The sequence below is a fragment of the Corynebacterium confusum genome (assembly GCF_030408715.1).
Taxonomy (GTDB): Bacteria; Actinomycetota; Actinomycetes; order Mycobacteriales; family Mycobacteriaceae; genus Corynebacterium; species Corynebacterium confusum.
In genome coordinates, this window is record NZ_CP047202.1 from 2272787 (window position 1) to 2293178 (window position 20392).

Sequence of the window (20392 nt, forward strand, 5' to 3'; positions counted from 1 at the left end):
CTTGAGTTCTGGGAAAAGGCCTGTTCCGGCTAGGGTATAGCAGGTGTTTAATAGTGACTCCGGCGCCGCCCTGATTCTGGCGGCGAGTGACGAAGGAATTACAAATTCACTGGTCTCCTTCGCGTGGATTATGGCCGCTGCGCTGGCCGCGCCCCTGGTTTCCTTCATGACTGGGCGGCGGCTGCCGGCGGTGCCGCTGCTGCTGATTTTCGGCATGATTATCGGCCCGTCGGTGCTGGATCTGGCGCACGAGGACCCGGGCATTGAGATGCTCAGCGAGATTGGCGTCGGTGCGCTGTTCTTACTGGCCGGCTTCGAAATCAACATCACGTCGCTGAAGTCGAAAGAGGCCCGCACGGCGGCCTCCACGTGGGCGATGTGCCTGGCGGCGAGCCTGCTGGGCGCGTGGGCGATCTTCCGCTTCGATAACCTGCCGCTGGCCATCGTCATCGCCATCGCGGTGACCTCAACGGCGCTGGGCACCATCACGCCGATGCTCAAGCAGAACGGCATGATGGGCACCCAGGTGGGCCGCTCAGTCATGATTCACGGGGCCATCGGTGAGGTCGGCCCCATCCTGGCGATGGCGCTGCTGCTGTCCACGCGTTCTACCTGGCAGACCGGGCTAATCCTGCTGGGCTTTTTCGCCATCGCGGTGGCCCTGGCGATGGTGCCGAGACTGGTCGCCAAGGCCATGCCGCTGGTGCGCAACGCCTTTCTGCAGGGCGCCGGTTCGACAAACCAGACCATCCTGCGGTTCATCATGCTGATGCTCGCCGTGCTGATGGCGGTGGCCGCGGTCTTTGAGCTCGACATCGTGCTGGGCGCGTTCGCCGCGGGCATGATTTTCCACCAGATCATCCCCAACGAGTTCCACCAGCGCCTCGAGCACCGCCTGGACGTGCTGTGTTATTCCCTGCTGATCCCCGTCTTCTTCGTGGCCTCCGGCATGTCGATCGACTGGAACGTCATCATCAGCCGCCCGCTGCTCGTAGTGAGCATCCCGCTGCTTATCCTCGTCACCCGCGGCCTGCCGGTCTTCTTGCGCGAGAACCTCCACCACACCGGCTCCGAAATCGAGACTGTGCGCGAGCGCCTCCAGGTCGCCTTCTATGCGGCCACGGGCCTGCCAATCATCGTGGCGGTGACCTCCATCGCGGTCAGCTCCGGGATCATGGACAACGAGCAATCCTCGCTCTTCATCGCCGGCGGCGCGCTGACCGTGCTCATCTTCCCCATCCTGGCCAGCCTGTGCCAGGAAAAGGACCCGGTCACCGGCAAGCGCTCCACCTACCGTGCGCGCGTCGTGGAACAGACCCCGGCGCATGATTCCGAGCCGACCTCCCTGGCCGAGCTGCGCGACCGCGACAACGCCGAACACGAGAACCTCAAGCGTCACGAGGCCAGGCACAACGGACAGGGGTCCGAGGCGGCTAGGTCTGAGTCGTCTGAAGCTGAGGCTACTGGGGATGGTGTCGCAAAGGATGGCGACGGCGTCAGCAAGAACGGATAGACTTTTGGGTATGAGCTACGACGATTCCCTGCGCCTGTCTGATGCCGAACGCAACGACGCCCTGACCGCTTTGGCCAAGGCCGTCGGCGAGGGCCGCCTCAGCGTGGACGAATTCGAGGAACGCTCCGATTCCGTCATGGGCGCGCGCACCCGCCGCGACATCGTCCCCCTGTTCACCGACATCCCGGACCAGCCCATCGCCGAGCCGAAGATCTACTCCCGCGCCGACGTCGAGCGCGCCTGGGAGGCCGGCCGCAAACCCAAGCTGGCCACCGGGCTCATCGGCAGCCTGCTGCTGACCATCGGCGGGACCTCCACATTCATCGGTGCCTTCGGCGCGGCCGGGGTCGGCGCCGCGGTGGGGTTGGTGTCTGCCTCCGTCGCCGCCTTCCTGCTCATCCCGGTGCTGTGGATCGCGCTGTATGTGCTCAAGGTAGGCCCCAGCTCCTGGCACGCGCCCAGCCCCCGCCAGGTCGAGCGCCAAAAGCACAAGGAAATCCTGGCCACCCAGGCCGAGCAGCGCGCCCTGATGTGGGCCCATAACAAGCAGACCGCGGGCGAGCTGACCGGCCAGGCCCTCGACTTCGCCAAGCGCCGCGTGGACAACTGGAGCCAGTCCAAGGACGCCAAGAAGCGCAGCGATTAGGACACGTCCCGGTCTAAATTTCGTCATCGCGGGTGAAAAAGTGGCACAATTGCGGCATGACTACCACGCCGAACCGCCGAATTTTTGACCAATCCGACAAACTCAAGGGTGTCGCCTACGACATCCGTGGGGAGGTCTCGGCCGAGGCAGAGCGCATGGAGCTCGACGGCCACAACATTCTGAAGCTCAACACGGGCAACCCGGCGGTCTTCGGCTTCGACGCCCCGGACGTCATCATGCGCGACATGATCGCCGCGCTGCCCACCTCCCAGGGCTATTCCACCTCCAAGGGCATCATCCCCGCCCGTCGCGCCATCGTCACCCGCTACGAGCTGGAGGACTTCCCGCACTTCGACGTCGGGGATGTCTACCTGGGCAACGGCGTCTCCGAGCTGGTTTCCATGACCACCCAGGCGCTGCTCAACGACGGCGACGAGGTCCTCATCCCGGCCCCGGACTACCCGCTGTGGACGGCGGCCACCTCCCTGGCCGGCGGCACCCCGGTGCACTACCTGTGCGACGAGGAAGACGACTGGAACCCGTCCATCGAGGACATCAAGTCCAAGGTCACGGAGAAGACCAAGGCCATCGTGGTCATCAACCCGAACAACCCGACGGGTGCGGTCTACTCCCGGCAGACGCTGCAGCAAATCGTGGAGATCGCCCGCGAACATAACCTGCTCATCCTGGCCGATGAAATCTACGACCGCATCCTCTACGACGGCGCGAAGCACACCTCCATCGCCTCCCTGGCCCCGGATCTGCTGTGCATTACCTACAATGGCCTGTCGAAGGCCTACCGCGTGGCCGGCTACCGCGCCGGCTGGATGGTGCTCACCGGCCCGAAGAACCACGCCTCCGGCTTCATCGAAGGCCTGGAGTTGCTCGCCGGCACCCGCCTGTGCCCCAACGTTCCGGCCCAGCACGCCATCCAGGTCGCGCTCGGCGGGCGCCAGTCCATCTACGAACTGACCGGCACGGACGGCCGCCTGCTCAAGCAGCGCAACATCGCCTATGAAAAGCTCAATGAGATCCCCGGCGTCAGCTGCGTGAAGCCGATGGGTGCGCTTTATGCCTTCCCGCGGCTGGACCCGAACGTCTACGAGATCCACGACGACTCCAAGCTGATGCTGGACATCCTGCGCTCGGAGAAGATCCTCATGGTGCAGGGCACCGGCTTCAATTGGCCGGACCCGGACCACTTCCGCGTGGTCACCCTGCCGTGGGCGTCCCAGCTGGACAACGCCATCGAGCGCCTGGGCAACTTCCTGGCCAGCTACCGCCAGTAGCCGCCGGACGCGCGCCCGCCCGCGGGAGCCGCGGTAAGCACGCCGGGCCCAGCCCCGGAGTGATTTTTCGCTGCCGAGGCTACTTTGTGCGCACACAGAATTGAAAACATTTACTATTAGTGGCTATGGCACGACACTCAGTAAAGCCGGCCGGTCTGAACCCGTGGCAGCGCGTCCTCGTGGGCGTGCTGGGGCTGGTAGTAGCCGCCACCGCCGTGGGGCTCGTCTGGCTCTGGCCGAGCTCCGGCCCGGACACGAGCGAAGACTTCGACCGCGCGTACTCACTGAACCAGCAACGGGTGACCGGCACCGTCACTCAGGTCGATTCCAACGCCTGCGCTTCCCCGGCTACCGGCACGGCCTTTGATACCCCGCCGCGCACCACCGCCGCGGAGGCCGCCGGGGCCCATGATGATTCTTGCCGCCGCGCCCTGGTGGACCTGGAAGACGGGCCGGACGCAGGGAAGATGACCCAGCTGGTGCACTACGGCGTCGCCGGCGAGCCGGTACTTGAGGTTGGTGACCACATCACCATGACCCTGTCGGAAAACTCCGCCGACGGGCAGACCCACTACGCCTTCGCCGACTACGAGCGCAGCTCCGCCCTGTGGGCCTGGGGCCTGGCCATCGTTGCCGCCATCCTCATCTTCGCCGCCTGGCACGGCCTGCGCTCACTCATCGGCCTGGCCTTCAGCCTGGCCCTCGTCTTTTTCTTCCTCCTGCCGGCTATAACCGCGGGCCAGCCCATCATCCCCGTCACGATTGTCGCTTGCGCGGCCATCCTGGTGGTGGCTATCCCCCTGGTCCACGGCTGGAACTTCAAGTCCGCCTCGGCACTGGCCGGCAGCCTGGTCGCCCTGGCCGTGGCCACGGTCGTGGCCATCATCGCCATCCGGACGTCCCACCTACAGGGTCTATCCTCCGAGGACAACCTCAAGCTGCTGCTCTACCTGCCGCAGCTGTCCGTGGTAGGCGTGCTGCTGGCCGGGTTCATCGTGGGCGCGCTGGGCGGGCTCAACGATGTCTCCATCGGGCAGGCCTCCACCGTCCACGAGCTGGCTGCCATCGACCCGGCGATGCCGCGGTGGCGGCTGTTCTTCTCCGCTATGAAGGTCGGGCGCGACCACATCGCGTCGATGGTCTACACCATCGTGCTGTCGTATACGGGTGCGGCGCTGCCGCTGTTGCTGCTCATCTCCGCGGCCGATGCCTCCGCCGGCCAGGTCTTGAGCAGCGACGTCATCGCCACCGAGCTACTGCGCTCCGGGGTGGGCGCGCTCTCCCTGGTCAGCGCCGTGCCGGTCACGACACTGATTGCGGCGTTTACGCACTCCGACCCAGGGCCACGAGATCCCAACCGGCCGCCTGCCATTCACGCACATTAAGCACGTTGCGCCCGTCGATGATGTGTTGGCGGGCGACCATTTTGCCGGCGGCGACCGGGTCGAGCTCGCGAAACTGCTTCCACTCCGTAGCCAGGATGACCAGCTCGGTCCCCTTAAGAGCCGTGTCCACGTCGGGGGCGTAGTCCAGCGTCGGGAAGACCTTCTTGGCGTTGTCCATGCCCTCCGGGTCGTAGACCGTCACCGCCGCGCCCGCCAGGGACAGCGAGCCGGCCACGGATAGGGCCGGCGAGTCGCGCACGTCGTCCGAGTTCGGCTTGAAGGAACAGCCCAGCACCGTCACGCGGTGGCCCAGCAGGGAGCCGGCGAAAGACTCCTTGGCCAGATCCACCACGCGGTCACGGCGGCGCATGTTGATGGCGTCGACCTCGCGCAGGAAGGTCAGGGCCTGGTCCGCGCCGAGCTCGCCCGCCCGCGCCATGAACGCGCGGATATCCTTCGGCAGGCAGCCGCCGCCGAAGCCCAGGCCGGCGCCTAAGAACTTGCGACCGATGCGCTCATCCAGCCCGATGGCATCCGCTAGGGCCACGACGTCGGCGCCGGCGATCTCACAGATCTCCGACACGGCGTTGATGAACGAAATCTTGGTGGCCAGAAACGCGTTCGCCGAGACCTTGACCAGCTCGGCGGTCTGCAGGTCCGTCACGATGAAGGGAGTGTCCTGGCGCAGCGGCTCGGCGTAAATCTCGCGGGCAATCTCCTCCGCGCGGGACTCGCCCTCCCGGCAGCCGATGACGATGCGATCCGGGGTGATGGTGTCCTTGACGGCGTAGCCCTCTCGCAGGAACTCCGGATTCCAGGAGATCTCCACCTCGGTGCCCTCCGGGGCCAGCTCGTTGGCCATCTGCTGCAGCTCCGCGGCGGTGCCCACCGGCACGGTGGACTTGCCCAGGATGAGGTGCTGGCCTTTGAGCAGCGGGACCAGCTTTTCGATGACCGCGCGGACATAGGTCATGTCCGCCGCGTAGGAACCGTGGCGCTGCGGGGTGCCCACGCCCAAAAAGTGGACGTTGGCGAAATCAGCGGCCGCGGCATAATCCGTGCTAAAGCTCAGCGTCCCGCCGTCTAAGTTGCGCTCGAGTACCTCCGGCAGGCCCGGCTCGTAGAAGGGAACCTTGCCCGCTGCAAGGGAGTCGATTTTTGCTTGGTCCACGTCCACGCCGAGAACCTCGTGGCCGAGTTCGGCCATGCAAGCGGCGTGCGTTGCACCCAGGTATCCAGTGCCAATCACAGTCATGCGCATAAGCGGTAATCTTAAGCGCCCGAGTTGAACAGAGGATTAAATCTGGGTGCCGGATCCTAAAACCTTAGCGAAAGTTCAGGTAGGACTTCGACGGGGTCGGCCCGCGCTGGCCCTGGTACTTCGAGCCCAGCGCCCCGCTGCCGTACGGATCCTGCGCCGGCGAGGTCATCTTGAAGATCGCCAGCTGGCCGACCTTCATGTTCGGCCACAGGACGATCGGCAGGTTCGCCGTGTTCGACAACTCCAGGGTAATGTGCCCGGAAAAGCCGGGGTCAATAAATCCTGCGGTGGAGTGCGTAAGCAAGCCCAAGCGCCCCAAGGAGGACTTACCCTCCAGGCGGCCGGCCAGGTGCGGCGGCAGCGTGAACTTCTCTAGTGTGGCACCCAGGACGAACTCGCCCGGGTGCAGCACGAAGGCGTCGCCGTCGGCCACCTCGACCAGGCTGGTCAGATCCGGCATCTCTTCTTTCGGATCAATGTGGGTGTACCGGGAGTTGTTGAACACGCGGAAGTATTTATCCAGGCGCACGTCCACGGACGAGGGCTGGATGAGGTCGGCATCGAAGGGCTCGATCTGCAGCGATTCATCCTCGATGGCGGCCCGGATATCTCGATCTGATAAAAGCACGTGTCCGAGTCTACTAGCAGGTAGGCGACCCGGTTTTCACCCGGGGTCAGCGAGGGTGTAGAGTGTTTCCCAGCGCTTGATGTATGCCCAGCAATGGGCGCACAATTCAGGCTCCGCCGGCGTAGTTTAATGGTAGAACATCAGCTTCCCAAGCTGAGAGCGCGAGTTCGATTCTCGTCGCCGGCTCCACTTAGACGTCGAAAATGATAAGTCGGTGTTAGCGTTAGCGAGTATGGCCCAAGGGGGTCAAGAAAATCGCTTGCGTTAGCGAGTGTATAGCGCGTTTGCCCTGACCTGCGGAAACGCTTTCCTCTCTTTCGGCTGAGCGAGCGTTTGCGTTAGCAGGCGTTGATTTGGTCGAGGCGGACGCTATGGTCGGCGACCTCGGTAACGAGTTCGGCGTCGTGGGTGATGACAATGACGACGGCACCGGTATCGGCGAGTTTACGCATTACTCGGGAAATCGCGACAAGGTGCTTGTAGCCCACACCTGATGTTGGCTCGTCAAAGATGTAAACTTTCTTGTTCGCGGCAAGCGCTGTAGCAATAACCAGGCGTTGGCGCTGCCCACCGGACAGAGCCTGAGGATGATCGGACTCGTGCTCCGCAAGATCGAGTTCTTCAAGGATCGTGTGGGCGTCGATGTGCTGCTTTTCGGCTTTGGTCGTGCCGAGCGTGACTTCGTCAATAACGGTGTCCGAGAACAGCTGCCGGGTGGGGTCTTGCATGACGAGGTAGGCGTCCCGGCCGGCGAATTTTTGCCCATTGAGTGTGATGGATGCACCTTTGGCTTTTTCGAGTCCGCAGACGATCCGTGCCAGTGTTGATTTGCCCGACCCGCACGGGCCAATGAGCGCTGTGATTTTCCCTGCCGGAAAGAGCACATGGCCGACATTGAGAACCGTTTTCCCGTGGCGGTAGGCGAAGGTGAGGTTGTCGATCGTGACCCCTTCACCTTCTGGTTCGGGCAGGCTCGGCATGGGTACGGGCACTAGGGATCGCAGTCCAAGCTGTTTGCGCTCCTCATCCGAGGTAGCGTAGAACTCTTCGCCGGTTGCGGTGAGGGCGATCTTGCCTTTATCGAAACAGTAAACGCAGTCGACGATCCCGGCAAGGAAACTCAGCCGGTGTTCAGCGATGATGATGGTGTGTCCATCGGCTTTGAGCCTGGCGATGAGAATGGCGAGTTGGTCGATAACGTCAGCTGACAGGTTCGCGGTCGGCTCGTCAAAGACAATCAGCGACGTGTTGTTGCACATGGCGACGGCGCAGGCCACGCGTTGCATCTGTCCGCCTGATAGTTGTGTGACGCGGGATTCCAACAGGTCGGCGATACCTAACTCGGCTGCAACCTCGTCAATGCGGGCACAGATCTTCTGCGGGTCGCGACCGAGATTTTCTGGGCCGAAGGCGAGTTCTTGACGCACGTGAGTGGTGTAGAACTGGGTGCGCGGGTTTTGAAACACTGTCGAACAGTGGTGGGCAAGGCGTGGCAGGTCTGTTTGTGCCACGTCAATGTCGTCAACCGTGACGCTTCCGGTAAGGTCGCCGTCGTGAAAGTGTGGGATGAGCCCGTTAAACAGCCGTAACGCGGTGGTCTTCCCCGACCCTGAAGCGCCACACAGCAAGGTGACGGTTCCGGGTGTGATGGTGATGGTTGCGTCATTGATTGAGGGGTGGTCTGCTCCCCGATAGGTGAAGGTGACGCCGGTGGCTTGGGCTGTTGTCATAGGACGATTCTCCATATCGCGAAACCGATAACGATGAGCAGAATGACTGCGTCGATCACACGGAATTTCACGACCGTGACTGAGGTGGGCTTTGCGGTTCCACCCAGTCCGCGCACGAGGGCGGCCGATGCCAGTTCGTCCCCACTGCGTACCACGGTCGATAGCAGCGGGATTGTGAAGTACTGGGCCGCGCGCAGGGAAAGCGCGGACATGCCGCGTAGCCTCATCGCATCTGAGATCGCTTTAACCTCGTGGCCGATCACGGGCAGCACACGTAAGGCAACCGAGATTGGGATCGTGAAACAGGTCGGGATCCGTGAGCCGGCGAGTGCTTTTTGCCAGGTGGCGGGTCGGATCACGCCGATCGCGTAGGCTCCCATTCCTGCGCTGACACTGAATCGCCACATCCACTGCAAAAACACCACGAGGAACGCGCCGGCCGTTGACTTCCACACCTGTGGTATCACGAAGACGAGCCCGCCGAGGACCGCAAACGTGGCCAGGTAGACGGCCACCCAGATCGGGCGCACGAGCGTGTTGGGGTTGATCGCAACGCTCGCCAGCATCACGGCGGCGAATCCGCCCAGAGCACACACGAACCACGGCGAGTAGGCACTGTAGATCGTGGTGGAAACGATGACGAGCGTTGCGATAATGGTGCGCGGGTCGGGAAGTTTAGACAAGACCGGCCCGTTCAAAGTGTTTACGCGCAATCCGAGTTCCCATCAGACCTGCGATCCAGCCAACGATGAGCATCACGACGAAGAAGCCCAGCAGAATCGGAATCGTGACCACCTGCGCCATCTTGGCGGCGTAGTCTGCGCCCATTTGTTCGGCGATCTGCGACATATATGCGTCTTGGTTCATAAATAGCGGCATCCACGGTGACACGTAGATCGGCAAAATAAACAATGCGTAGGCCAGGGGAACGCGCACTTTCATGCTCTTCGGCCCCTTGGTGACGACCAGATCGGCAAGCAGGCCGAACACAATAGCAATAGCAATGCCGCCTACCCAGTGCCCGGTCACGGAGAAGAGGATTTCGATGATAATCAGCATGATTGTCAATGCCCACATCTTCGGCGTACGGGCAGTGAATAGAGCAAAGACAATGCCGTTAATGAGGATCGAGATTAAGAAGCCGGGGAACATCGCGGCCGGACCGAAGAAGCCGAGCATTCCGAATGCAAACACGATGACGAACATCAAGGCGGTGAAGACGCCAATGTTGATGAAGTCGCGCGTGTTGAGGCGCGAGGACGTGCGTGTGGACATAGTTATTCCTTTCACGATTGTGAACAGTGCTGTGTTTAGACGAGTTGCCATCCGGCTGCGTTGATGCGCTCTTGCCAGAAATCGCGGTATTGACCTGGCTGGTTGACCAGCTCGTCGTGGCACCCGCGCTGGGCGATATGCCCACCGTGGGAGAGGACGATGATTTGGTCGGCTTGGCGAATGGTTTCAAGTTTGTGGGCGATCACGATTAGCGTGGAGTGCCTGCGTAGCTCGTTCATCGCCGCAACAATGTTGGCTTCGTTTTCCGCATCCAGCGCGCTGGTGGCCTCGTCGAACAGCGCGATCGGGGCTTTCTTCACCAAGGCGCGGGCGATAGAGACGCGTTGGCGTTCCCCACCTGACAGTGCGCGCCCGCCAGCACCTGCCAATGAATTCCAGCCGTCTGGGAGCCGGTTGACGATTTCCGTCACGCCCGACAGGTCAGCGGCCCACCTGATTTCTTCATCGGTAGCTTCTGGGTTGCCAAGGCGAATGTTGGCTTCGAGAGTGTCATTGAATAAATAGACGTCTTGGAAAACGAGAGACACCTGGCGCATCAAATCTTCGGTGGTCTGCTCGCGCACATCAACCCCGCCAACGCGTACGCTGCCGGACTGCACATCCCAGAAACGTGCAACCAACCTCGCGATTGTGGTTTTTCCGCAGCCGGAAGGGCCAACCAGGGCACACATGCCGCCTTGCGGGACATGGAAGGAAATATCACGGAGAACCGGGGTGTCCGGATCGTAGCCGAAGGTGACGTCCTCGAAACGAACATCACCAGGAGCGCTCACCGGTGTGGAGACATCGGGTTCGGACAGTTCGGGAGCGTCCATGACCTTGTCGACGTGATTCATCTGCTGGCGGCGTTCTTCCAGCCCGGTCATGCAGCCACCGATGTCTTGGAGCATGGTGGTGAACCGCAGGCACATGCCGATGGTGACCACAGCGTTCAACGCATTCATCTGCCCGCCGAGGGCGAGTTGGGCGGTCAGCCAAATCATTACCACGACAAGGGCTTGGACGAACATTCCGTTTATCAGGTTCGCTAATGTTTCGATCCACAATGCTTTGCGGCTTTTGCGGTCAGCCTGTTTGAATGCCCGATCAAGGGCCGGGTAGTCGTCGGCGACGTGACAGGAGCGCAATGCGCCTTGGCAGGTGGCGAATTCGACCATGCGAGCCGCCAACTCTGACTCGGCTGGTTCGGAAACCTTCTTACCTTTATCAAGAAGCACGCGGGAGATATGGAGGAAGGCGAGCATGATTGGGAAGGCGATCGTCAAGGTCAGTCCCAGCCGCCAATCCCAGAACCAGGTTCCCACAGTGACTACGAGCACGGCTGAGAGTTTTTGGAGGAGGGAGAAAATAAAGTGCGCCGCCGACTCACCCAAGTTCATCATTTCCTGGGTGACCATGCGCGACAGCCGTCCAGAACTACCCGAATCGAACATGCCCAGTGGTAGGCGGGCTACCTTGTTGCCGACCGCTTGGTGGACGTCGTGAATGAATCCGAGGGCCCCGATATAGCCGGTGCGCATGCCATAAAACTCCGTGCCCACGCCCAGCACCGCGATTACCGCCAAGGCGATGAGCCATCCCCAAAACGATAACCCCCACACTGGCATTCCGGTCGCTAGGGCACTTGCTGCGGGGAGTAGCGCGAGCAGGGCAAAGCCGTGACACAGTCCTGAGACCGCACCCCACGCTTGGCCGACCGAGAGGTTTCGCCACGAGGCGGGTTCCATCAAACGCTTAAAGCGTGGCAGCAATAGTTGGTTCATCGTGTCATCTCCTCGCATGCACCTTGGGCAAGAAGTGCCTGATAGTGCGCATTACCCAACAGCTCGTCGTGTGTACCGACCACAGCAATGCGCCCGCGTTCCATGACGACGATTTGGACTGCCCCTCTGATCGAGGCCAGTCGGTGGGCTATCACAATCACGGTTCTGCCTTTGGCAAGCGTGGATAGGGCTTGTTGGATTTTCGATTCTGATTCCGGGTCCGCCATCGCCGTCGCCTCGTCCAGCACCAACACTGGGGCATCAACCATGAGCGCCCGGGCGATCGCGATACGGGCTGCCTGCCCGCCCGAAACGTGGGTGTCCTCCCCCAACACGGTGTCGTAACCATCTGGCAGGCTCATGATGAACTCGTCGATCTGCGCTGCCCGCGCCGCCTGCCGCACCTCTTCTAAAGTCGCCTCTGGCGCGCCAAGAGCGATGTTGTTTCGAATGGTGTCGCGAATAAGCTGTGCATCTTGCAGGACGAATGCGACCGTCGAATACAACACGTCCTGGGAAATGTTCTTTAGATCAACCCCGCCGATGGTGATCGTGCCAGCGTCCGGGTCATCGAAGCGGGCAATCAAACTCGCCAGCGTCGACTTCCCCGCGCCCGAAGGCCCAACCAGCGCGGTCACCGTGCCTGCCGGAATGCTCAGGCTCACTTCGTCTAACGCTTGGGTCTCGTCATAGGCATACGACACACCCCGAATCTCGATATCATGACCGTGTGGTGTCTGCGGCGCATTGGGCTGAGGCAATGCCGGTAGCTCCATGACGTTCACCAGCCTCACTGCCGCAGACCCTGCGAGCTGGTACGACCAGGCGATGGTTGCGACTGCCATCAACGCTCCCGGCAGCACCAAGGCGATCAACGTGGTCGTTATCACCTCGTAGATGCTCACCCAACCGGCGTTCATCATCAACGCGCCACCGCCAAGGTTCACGATCAACAACACCGGGATTGACACCCACGAAAATGAGGCGACCGACATCGACACCAGCGGCATACACCAAGCCCGGTAGAACTTAGAAAACTCGTTAGCTGCATCTAAATAGGCTTTATGTGCTTGGCCGACCTTGCCGAACGCTTTCACCACTGAGATACCGGCCACGAACTCGGCCATCGTTGCCGAAACTTGGGCGAGCTTGGTGTCCATTTGCGCGGTCTTTTCGTTCATGCCGCGCATCGACATGCCATACATGCCCACATAGATCGGGATCGTCGCGATCGACAGCAACGCGAGTCGCCAATCCACCACGAATGCATAGGCCAACAAAGCGAGCGGGGAGACGATCGCGTTCAGTTTCTCGATCGGCCCGTGCGCGATCACTGTGTGCACCGTGGCCGTATCATCCTGAATGGTCTTGCGGATCTTTCCCTCACCCTCGCGGGTAAACCACGACAGCGGAGCAGTCGACATTCGGGCGGCAATTTGCCGACGCATCTGATTACGCAACGACAGGTCAATAAAATGCGTCACGCCCAATGCAACAAAATATAAGGTCAACCGGGCCATGTATGCGCTGACGAGGAGCATCACGATCCAGTTCACCCCCGCCGGGTCCACCTGGTCTTGCATAAGTTCTCTGCCAAGCTCCACCAGAGCCACATACGGGGCAATAGCCAACACACCAGAGAGAAAAGCCAAAACCTGCGCGATAAACAGTTTGCCTTTCACCGGCTGCGATAGCTGACGGATCGCGTTCTGGCCAGCGACAGATTTTTCCTTCGCCGACCCGTACTCGTCTTCAACAACCTGATCCGTTACACTATCGTTCACGTAAACACCATCCTTATTAAGTAAGACTAACCTTACTTTATTTCTGGGAGGTGTGCCTAACCGTGCACGTCAACTGATACGAGCATCACTCTTTCAGGGCCATGCTCACCTGTTCACCTGTGCGGAATACGAACCGGATCGTATCCTCGGTGACGATGGCGTGGTCGATGAGTGCGCTCCATTGTGCGGGGTGAAACTCGCTCACCGGTTCCCCTGTCAGATCATTCAGGGTTGTGGTGATGGCGGCGTGCTTGGCGGTGTTCGCTGCGATATCTGCTTCCAGGCTTGTTTTACGTGCGAGCGTCTTACGGTAGATAGTATCGAGTTCGGTGTAGCGGGCTTGGTAGGCGTCCTGGTTGAGCGCACACCGCTGGTTTTCCGCAATCAGCGCCTCGATCTGCTCGGTCAGCTCCACGATTTTTGTTTGGCAGGCAGCGGCCTGTTCTTCCAAACGGCTCGTACCGAACATGTCGCCAAGCACCTGCGGTAGCTGGCTTTGCTGCGGACGGCGGGCGATCAGTTGATTGAGCGCTTGCACGAAAGAATGAAGCGTCCTGGGTTTAGTTCCGCTTCTTTTACGGCCCCGTGTTGATGGGCTGGGTGAGATAGTACTCGGTTTCTACTTCCTGTGGGGTGGCGTAGTCCAAAGCTTCATGAAGCCGCTTGGTGTTCCACCAATGCACCCACCGCAAGGTGGCCAGTTCGACTTCTCCGACCGAAGTCCACGGGCCTTGGGCGTGAATGAGTTCAGCCTTGTAGAGCCCGTTGACTGTTTCGGCTAGTGCATTGTCGTAAGAATCGCCGACTGTTCCCACACTCGGGCGGATTCCGGATTCCGCTAGCGCGGTGGAATACTTCAGTGACACGTACTGGCTGCCCCGATCGCTATGGTGAATTAACTGGTTTCCATGAATTCGTCCTGCAGTCGTTAACGCATGTTCCAATGCCTCCATGGGCAGCGCATCGGTACGCATCGTCGAGCGTGTAGCAACGCCAACAATTTTTCGGCTGTAGACATCCACGACAAACGCGGTGTAGGCGAATCCTGACAGGGTGCGAACGTAGGTAATGTCGGCAACCCAAAGCCTGCCTGGTGCCCGCGCACGGAAGTTTCGGCGCACAAGGTCCGGGCGATGATCCGGTGTCTTCGGGCTGATCGTTGTTACTGGGGTTCGCCCACGTCTGCGGCCAGAAACACCTGCTAGCTTCATCAGTCGTGCAGTCTTGTCGCGACCAATATGAAAGCCTTCACGGTTCATCGCGTGCCACATTTTGCGGATGCCGTAGACCGAGAAATTCTGCGCATGCACACGCTGTATCTCTGGGATGAGAAGGCTATCGCTTAAGGCCCTTGCGCTGGGAACACGAGTGGTGGCTTTGCGGTAGCCGCGTGAAGTAATGAATCCACGATCTGCTTGTTTAAGGACTCGGCAGATGGCCTCGACCCCAAACTGATCTTTATACGTGTCGATGTAAGAGATCATTTGGTCGTGGGTCGGTCGAGTTCCGCTGCGAAAAAAGCCGAAGCAGCCTTAAGAATCCCGTTTGCTCGCTTCAGCTCACGGTTTTCGCGGCGCAGACGCTTGATCTCTTCTTCCATTGTTTCGCCGCCTGACGCGTCGGAGTCATCACGTACTGAAGCGCTGTCACGGTACCAAGCCCGCAACGTGTGGTGAGATACTCCAAGCAGCTCACCGACCTCCGTGTAGGCGCGTTGCAGTGAGCAAGACTCCAGGCGAACCATTTCGATGATCTGATGGACCGCCTTCTCCTTGAACTCGACGGAATACTTTCTAGGCATAGTTCAATCCTTCCTTAGCTGAGGTAGGAACTAAACCCAGGACGCTTCAGTTCGCCCCCGAGGTTGACCACATAGTTGGCGACTTCACCAGCCTATCTATTCTCAGCGTGGATACCCAGTGTGCACCATCGTTCCGGGACCGCGCTGCAGCGCTACACAGGCGCATGTTCAGCAATCTCGATCACGGCAGTGTCTCCGGCGTGTCGGTGCAGCGAATGCTTACTAAGCAACGCGGTGCTCGGGTAACCATGCCGGTGGTCTTCACGTGTGGCCTGGGCGTCGTGGAGCACCCCGAGTCAGATCAGAGTCCTTACCTGGGCGTAATCGATCATGGCCTATCGCAGACGCCACAGGTATGGATGGACCTCCAGGTCTATGAACACGATGGTGGCCTGATGCTGAATATGGACGCGGTCGAGGCGATCTTCCCCGACGACATGGTGGCGGAGCTTTTCACCAGCCTTACAGCCACTCTCTCGCACCTCGCAGAGTCCCCTGAACTCTGGAACGCGCCCACCAGTACCATAGCTCCGACGACCAACGCGCCCACCGCAGATCGAATCAACGACACAGACCGGGAACTCCCCGGAGCGGATAAGAGCCTACTGGGGCTGTATCAGAAGGGACTTGCCGAGCATGGTGACAACCTCGCGGTGATAGACGCCACCACGCAATGGACATACGAGCAACTCAATGAGCAGTCGGATAAGTGGGCCCAGCTTATTGCTGCAACTGACCCGGCGCCTGGTGATCTCGTTGGCATCATGATGGAAAAGTCCGCACAACAGATCGCAGCGGTACTAGGCGCAATGAAGGCCGGATGCGCCTACTTGCCGCTGAGCGTGGACCAACCGGTGGGGCGTAACACTTCCATCATCAACGATGCGGGTGCATCCATTGTTGCGATGGACCATCCGGACGATGATTTCGCTGCGTTAGCCGAGCACTGCACAGTCATCACTCTGGCCGATGTCGCCCGGCATCGGCCAGGTGACCAGGCCTTAAGCGAATCGAGTCCGACACCCAGCTCGCTTGCGTACGTCATCTACACGTCTGGTACGACGGGCACTCCCAAAGGAGTAGCCATCACCCACGAGTCGGCGGTCAATACGATTGTCGATGTCAACGAACGCTTCGGGGTGACTCCGACCGACCGGATATTGGGGATTTCAGAGCTAAACTTCGATCTATCGGTATACGACATCTTCGGGATGTTCGCGCGGGGTGCTACCTTGGTGTTGCCATCTCCAGCAGACAAACGTGATCCGCAGTGCTGGGCAGATGCCGTAACTACGCACTCGGTGACGCTGTGGAACTCTGTGCCAGCACTTTTTTCGATGTACGTGGAACACCTCCGCGAACGGAGCCTCATTGGTTCCTCCGTACGGTCGGCACTACTCAGCGGAGATTGGATACCTGTAAATATCGCTTACCAGGTCAGCACCCTCTTCCGGGACTGCACAGTTTTCGCTGCTGGGGGTGCTACCGAGGCATCGATATGGTCAAACTGGTACGAGGTAGGCGTCGATGATGCCTCGCGTACCAGCATTCCCTATGGAACGCCGCTGGCAAATCAGCGAATGTACATCCTCGATGAGGCCCTGAACCCCCGACCCACGCATGTGCCGGGAGACCTTTACATTGCCGGACGTGGCCTGGCCATGGGGTACTGGAAGGACCCAGAGAAGACCGCAGCATCATTCATCACCCACCCCCGCACCGGCGAACGAATGTACCGCACGGGCGACAAGGCCCTCTACAATCACCTTGGTCACATCATCTTCCTGGGGCGCGAGGACGGTCAGGTTAAGGTCAACGGCTACCGCATCGAACTCGGTGAGATCGAGTCAACAGCACGAAAATTCAACGAACTCCGCGATTGCGTCGCTGTCAACGACCATGGCATTGTTCTCTACGTTGTTACGCATGAGGGCTTTAACATGGCAGCACTCAATAACCACCTCGCCGAGTCTCTCCCTGCCTATATGCGTCCACGCGTGATATCACGCATTGATGGGCTACCACGGTCTTGGAACGGCAAGATTGATCGCAAGAGTTTAGAAGGAAAAACCTTTGAACAACCACAAACAAGGGAACGCTCTCGTAATCACCGAGATTCGGGTATCATTACCATCTTGCAAGAACTCCTCGGGCCCAAGGAGATCAGCATCGACGATGACTTCTTCACCATCGGTGCCGACTCGCTCACGGCCGTGCGGCTTACTAACTCGATTCGTCGAGAAATGTCAGTAGAGATCTCCATACGTGACGTATTCAACCATCCAACGGTCCGAGAATTGTCCGACCTGATCGCCGACATCGTCGGCAGCGACGTAGAAGAAGGCGAAATTTAGAGTTCATGCCACACCTGTTTCACTCACCTGACAAGCCACTTGCCCCCAACCCAGTGCTACGCACAAGCAGCCTAATCTGAAAGGAAACATCATGCCCAGTACTCCCCACACCACCCCGAAAGATGCAAAAGCAGGACGGCTGAACATCACCGACCTGATGAACATCGGCATCTTCTTCGTCATCAACTTGGTAGCCGGCGTGGTCATCGCCTTCATCGGCATCACCCCCATCACCTACGTGATGATCACCAGCGTTCAGGCCCTCATCCTGGGCATCCCGATGATGCTGTTCTTGGCCAAGGTGCACAAGCCCGGCATGGTCTTCATATTCCTTCTTCTCAGCGGCCTCGCCAGCCTGCTGCTTGGTTTAGGCATATGGCCACTGCTGCTCAGCTTGGTCATGGCCGTGTTTGCCGAGTTAATTTTGCGCGCCGGCAAGTATACGAGCGCAATACACAGTGTGATCGCCTATGCCTTTATAGCAGTGTCACCCACCGCATCATATATTCCGCTTTTCTTCACCACTCGGCGCTACATAGAGAGCAGCGGCATGCAGACCAAATATGGTGCTAGTTTCGCGGATGGCCTCACCTCTATTGGCCAGATGACTTGGCTATTCCTCATCATTGTGATAGTAACCTTCGTCTGCGGGATCCTCGGCGGGATCCTCGGCCGGCGCATCTTCACCAAGCACTTCCAGCGAGCAGGAATCGCCTGATGTCGCCCACTTTGCCCGGATCAGGCACGCACACAGCGGGACTCCATCTGGACCCACGCACCACGGTGCTGGTCATCCTCGTGGTGTCCTCGGTGCTCATCTCACCGGCCGGGTCCAGTGGGGCGCTGGGCAGCACCGCCCGGTGGATGCTCATTGCCGTTCCCGGGGCACTTTTCCTCGCCTCCGGCATGGTGGCCGCTGCACTGCGATACGCACTCACCTTCGCGGTGCTCGCCGGCTTTCCTGCGGTGGTGGTACAGGCCCTGCCCGAGCGCCACATCATCGTGGACGTGTGCGCTACGTGGTTCGCAGGGATTTCGCTCATCCTCCCTGGCATCACGTGCTGCTGGTACCTACTACGCACCGTCTCGGCCAGCGAATTCATGGCCGCGATGCAGCGCATGCGGAGCCCCGACGCCCTGACCATCCCCACGTCCATCATGTTCCGGTTCTTCCCGACGATTCTCGAGGAATACCGCGATATCCGCACCGCCATGCAGATGCGTGGCATCTCGGGCCTGCGCAACCCGATCGCTATGCTCGAATACCGCTTTGTGCCACTGTTGGCGTCCGTTGTGAGCATCGGCAACGAGCTGGCTATGTCTGCAGTGACCCGCGGATTGGGCTCGCCTCGCCGACGAACCACGCTGTGCGAGATAGGCTTCCGCGTAGGCGACGCAATAGTCATAAGCGTGCTCGTCGTGTCCCTGATCCTACTACTGGTAAATATAGTGATGCTGCCGTGATAAAGCTGCACGATGTGTCACTATCCTATGGTCAAAACACAGCGGAGCCGGTGCTGCACCACGTAAATCTCACCGTGGCGAAGGGCGAACTAGTTCTAGTGTGTGGCGAATCAGGCTGCGGTAAGTCCAGCCTGCTACGCCTGATAAACGGCGTGGCGCACACGTTCTGCGACGCCCAGATTTCGGGGGAGGTGCTGCTGGACGACGAAGACATCACTCATGCCCACCCACACGACATCGCCGAACGCGTAGGCTCAGTGTTCCAAAACCCCAAGTCGCAATTTTTCACGCTGGAAGTAGCCAGCGAACTCGCCTTTGGCTGCGAAAACCTCGGCGTGGCGCCCAACGAGATTCGACAGCGTATTGGGGAACTTTCCGCAGATTTCGGCATGGTTCATCTCCTCGACCGGCACCTGTTCACACTTTCCGGCGGCCAGAAACAAAAAATAGCATGCGCTTCAGTGGCCGCGATGCACCCACAGGTACTACTACTAGACGAACCATCATCAAATCTCGACCTCGCCGCCGTCGATGAGCTGCGCCGCATCGTCGCGCAGTGGAAGACACAGGGCCGCACCGTCCTGATCGCTGAGCATCGGCTTTCCTACCTAGTTGACATCGTGGACCGAGTGCTGGTTATGCAGGACGGGCAGATCGCTCATGATCTCAGCGGCTCGGAGTTTCGCACCCTAGACAAGGCCGAACTGTACCGCATGGGCTTGCGCTCAGCGCAGCAGGTCCCCGAGGTGACCCGCGAGCCACGCCCTTCAAGTGGCACGATGGTGCTCAAAAAGCTACAGTTCACCTACCCCAAGGCTACAGAGCCATCCCTGAGCATCAGCCACACGGAGTTGCCGCAAGGACAAGTCATCGGCGTGGTAGGACGCAACGGGGCCGGAAAATCTACCTTTGTGCGCGTTCTGACTGGCCTGGAATCTAAGGCCACCGGCGTGGTGGACATCAATAACCGCTCGCTCTCGGGTCCCCGGCAGCGCCTGCGCCAGTCCTATTTAGTAATGCAGGACGTAAACCACCAGCTTTTCGGGGAGAGCGTGGAGTCCGACGTAATCATCGGCACCAGTGGACCGGATGGGAAAAACGAAGCGCGCCTTACCGAGGTGCTTGGTGCACTTGATCTCGCGGACAAGCGGGCCCGGCACCCGATGTCGCTTTCGGGCGGCGAACGCCAGCGCGTGGCCATCGCCTCAGCAGTCCTAAGTGAGCGCGAGGTAATCGTCTTCGATGAACCCACCAGCGGGCTGGACCTGTGCCGCATGCACCGGGTGGCCCACCTGCTAGACGCCCTAGCCCGGCAGGGCAAGACCGTTTTGGTAGTAACCCATGACATGGAGCTGGTGGCGCGGTGCTGCGATCTTCTCCTGCGCGTGGAAAAAGGCCGCCTTACCGCCTGCGAACCGTGCGATGATCTCGCACTGGCGCGCACGGTGCGGTATCTACGCGGCCGCGACAGCTAGTCC

At 60.1% G+C, this 20392-nt stretch carries 17 protein-coding genes and 1 tRNA gene; 9 read left to right on the forward strand and 9 right to left on the reverse strand.

Going from position 1 to position 20392, the window contains the following annotated elements:
• Positions 1–43 precede the first annotated feature (43 nt).
• The 4 genes from CCONF_RS10530 to CCONF_RS10545 all read left to right on the forward strand — a co-directional run bounded on the left by CCONF_RS10530 (position 44) and on the right by CCONF_RS10545 (position 4833).
• Positions 44–1513 (forward strand): cation:proton antiporter, encoded by a 1470-nt coding sequence (locus tag CCONF_RS10530; protein ID WP_290223517.1) that lies wholly within the window; start codon positions 44–46, stop codon positions 1511–1513.
• Between the two features lie 10 nt (positions 1514–1523).
• Positions 1524–2159 (forward strand): DUF1707 SHOCT-like domain-containing protein, encoded by a 636-nt coding sequence (locus CCONF_RS10535; RefSeq protein WP_290223519.1) that lies wholly within the window; start codon positions 1524–1526, stop codon positions 2157–2159.
• A gap of 56 nt (positions 2160–2215) precedes the next feature.
• A complete protein-coding gene (locus CCONF_RS10540) occupies positions 2216–3448 on the forward strand; it encodes a pyridoxal phosphate-dependent aminotransferase (protein WP_290223521.1) in 1233 nt (410 codons plus the stop codon).
• A 125-nt stretch (positions 3449–3573) separates the two neighbouring features.
• Complete coding sequence (locus CCONF_RS10545; protein WP_290223523.1) at positions 3574–4833, forward strand: YibE/F family protein; 1260 nt, start codon at positions 3574–3576, stop codon at positions 4831–4833.
• Here CCONF_RS10545 and CCONF_RS10550 read toward each other — a convergent pair.
• Positions 4772–6088 carry a UDP-glucose dehydrogenase family protein gene (locus CCONF_RS10550; RefSeq protein WP_290223526.1) on the reverse strand — a complete coding sequence of 439 codons (1317 nt, stop codon included), beginning with the start codon at positions 6086–6088 and terminating at the stop codon, positions 4772–4774. The genes CCONF_RS10545 and CCONF_RS10550 overlap by 62 nt on opposite strands.
• Positions 6089–6158: 70 nt before the next feature.
• The gene (gene dcd, locus CCONF_RS10555) at positions 6159–6722 is read right to left on the reverse strand and encodes a dCTP deaminase (protein WP_290223528.1); all 564 of its coding nucleotides are present in this window, start codon (positions 6720–6722) and stop codon (positions 6159–6161) included.
• A gap of 115 nt (positions 6723–6837) precedes the next feature.
• Between dcd and CCONF_RS10560 the strand changes: the two genes are divergently transcribed.
• Positions 6838–6911: transfer RNA gene (locus CCONF_RS10560), tRNA-Gly, on the forward strand.
• A 149-nt stretch (positions 6912–7060) separates the two neighbouring features.
• Here CCONF_RS10560 and CCONF_RS10565 read toward each other — a convergent pair.
• The 7 genes from CCONF_RS10565 to CCONF_RS10595 form a co-directional block, all read right to left on the reverse strand.
• Entirely contained in the window at positions 7061–8452 is a 1392-nt protein-coding gene (locus CCONF_RS10565) for an ABC transporter ATP-binding protein (protein WP_290223530.1), read from the reverse strand.
• Positions 8449–9135, reverse strand: coding sequence for an energy-coupling factor transporter transmembrane component T family protein (locus CCONF_RS10570; RefSeq protein WP_290223532.1), 687 nt, complete (start codon positions 9133–9135; stop codon positions 8449–8451). The genes CCONF_RS10565 and CCONF_RS10570 overlap by 4 nt, the downstream gene beginning before the upstream one ends.
• Positions 9128–9727, reverse strand: a complete 600-nt coding sequence (locus tag CCONF_RS10575; protein ID WP_016458319.1) for an MptD family putative ECF transporter S component — start codon at positions 9725–9727, stop codon at positions 9128–9130. Before CCONF_RS10575 ends, CCONF_RS10570 begins: the two co-directional genes overlap by 8 nt.
• Before the next feature lie 35 nt (positions 9728–9762).
• A complete protein-coding gene (locus CCONF_RS10580) occupies positions 9763–11511 on the reverse strand; it encodes an ABC transporter ATP-binding protein (protein ID WP_016458320.1) in 1749 nt (582 codons plus the stop codon).
• Positions 11508–13295: an ABC transporter ATP-binding protein gene (locus tag CCONF_RS10585; RefSeq protein WP_016458321.1), complete on the reverse strand. Its 1788-nt coding sequence runs from the start codon at positions 13293–13295 to the stop codon at positions 11508–11510. The genes CCONF_RS10580 and CCONF_RS10585 overlap by 4 nt, the downstream gene beginning before the upstream one ends.
• Positions 13296–13380: 85 nt before the next feature.
• Positions 13381–13833, reverse strand: a complete 453-nt coding sequence (locus CCONF_RS10590) for a hypothetical protein (protein ID WP_290223543.1) — start codon at positions 13831–13833, stop codon at positions 13381–13383.
• Between the two features lie 37 nt (positions 13834–13870).
• Positions 13871–15096, reverse strand: a protein-coding gene (locus CCONF_RS10595; protein ID WP_290223545.1) for an IS3 family transposase whose coding sequence is annotated in 2 segments (ribosomal slippage) — positions 13871–14817 and positions 14817–15096 — 1227 coding nt in all. Because the reading frame shifts where the segments join, the coding sequence is not laid out codon by codon here.
• Between the two features lie 164 nt (positions 15097–15260).
• Here CCONF_RS10595 and CCONF_RS10600 point away from each other — a divergent pair.
• The 4 genes from CCONF_RS10600 (at position 15261) to CCONF_RS10615 (ending at position 20389) form a co-directional block, all read left to right on the forward strand.
• On the forward strand, positions 15261–17450 hold the full coding sequence (locus CCONF_RS10600; RefSeq protein ID WP_290223547.1) for a non-ribosomal peptide synthetase: 2190 nt from the start codon (positions 15261–15263) through the stop codon (positions 17448–17450).
• 91 nt (positions 17451–17541) lie between these two features.
• Positions 17542–18168 (forward strand): MptD family putative ECF transporter S component, encoded by a 627-nt coding sequence (locus tag CCONF_RS10605; protein WP_014307391.1) that lies wholly within the window; start codon positions 17542–17544, stop codon positions 18166–18168.
• A complete protein-coding gene (locus CCONF_RS10610) occupies positions 18168–18914 on the forward strand; it encodes an energy-coupling factor transporter transmembrane component T (protein WP_290223552.1) in 747 nt (248 codons plus the stop codon). The genes CCONF_RS10605 and CCONF_RS10610 overlap by 1 nt, the downstream gene beginning before the upstream one ends.
• A complete protein-coding gene (locus CCONF_RS10615; RefSeq protein ID WP_014303364.1) occupies positions 18911–20389 on the forward strand; it encodes an ABC transporter ATP-binding protein in 1479 nt (492 codons plus the stop codon). Before CCONF_RS10610 ends, CCONF_RS10615 begins: the two co-directional genes overlap by 4 nt.
• Positions 20390–20392 lie beyond the last annotated feature (3 nt).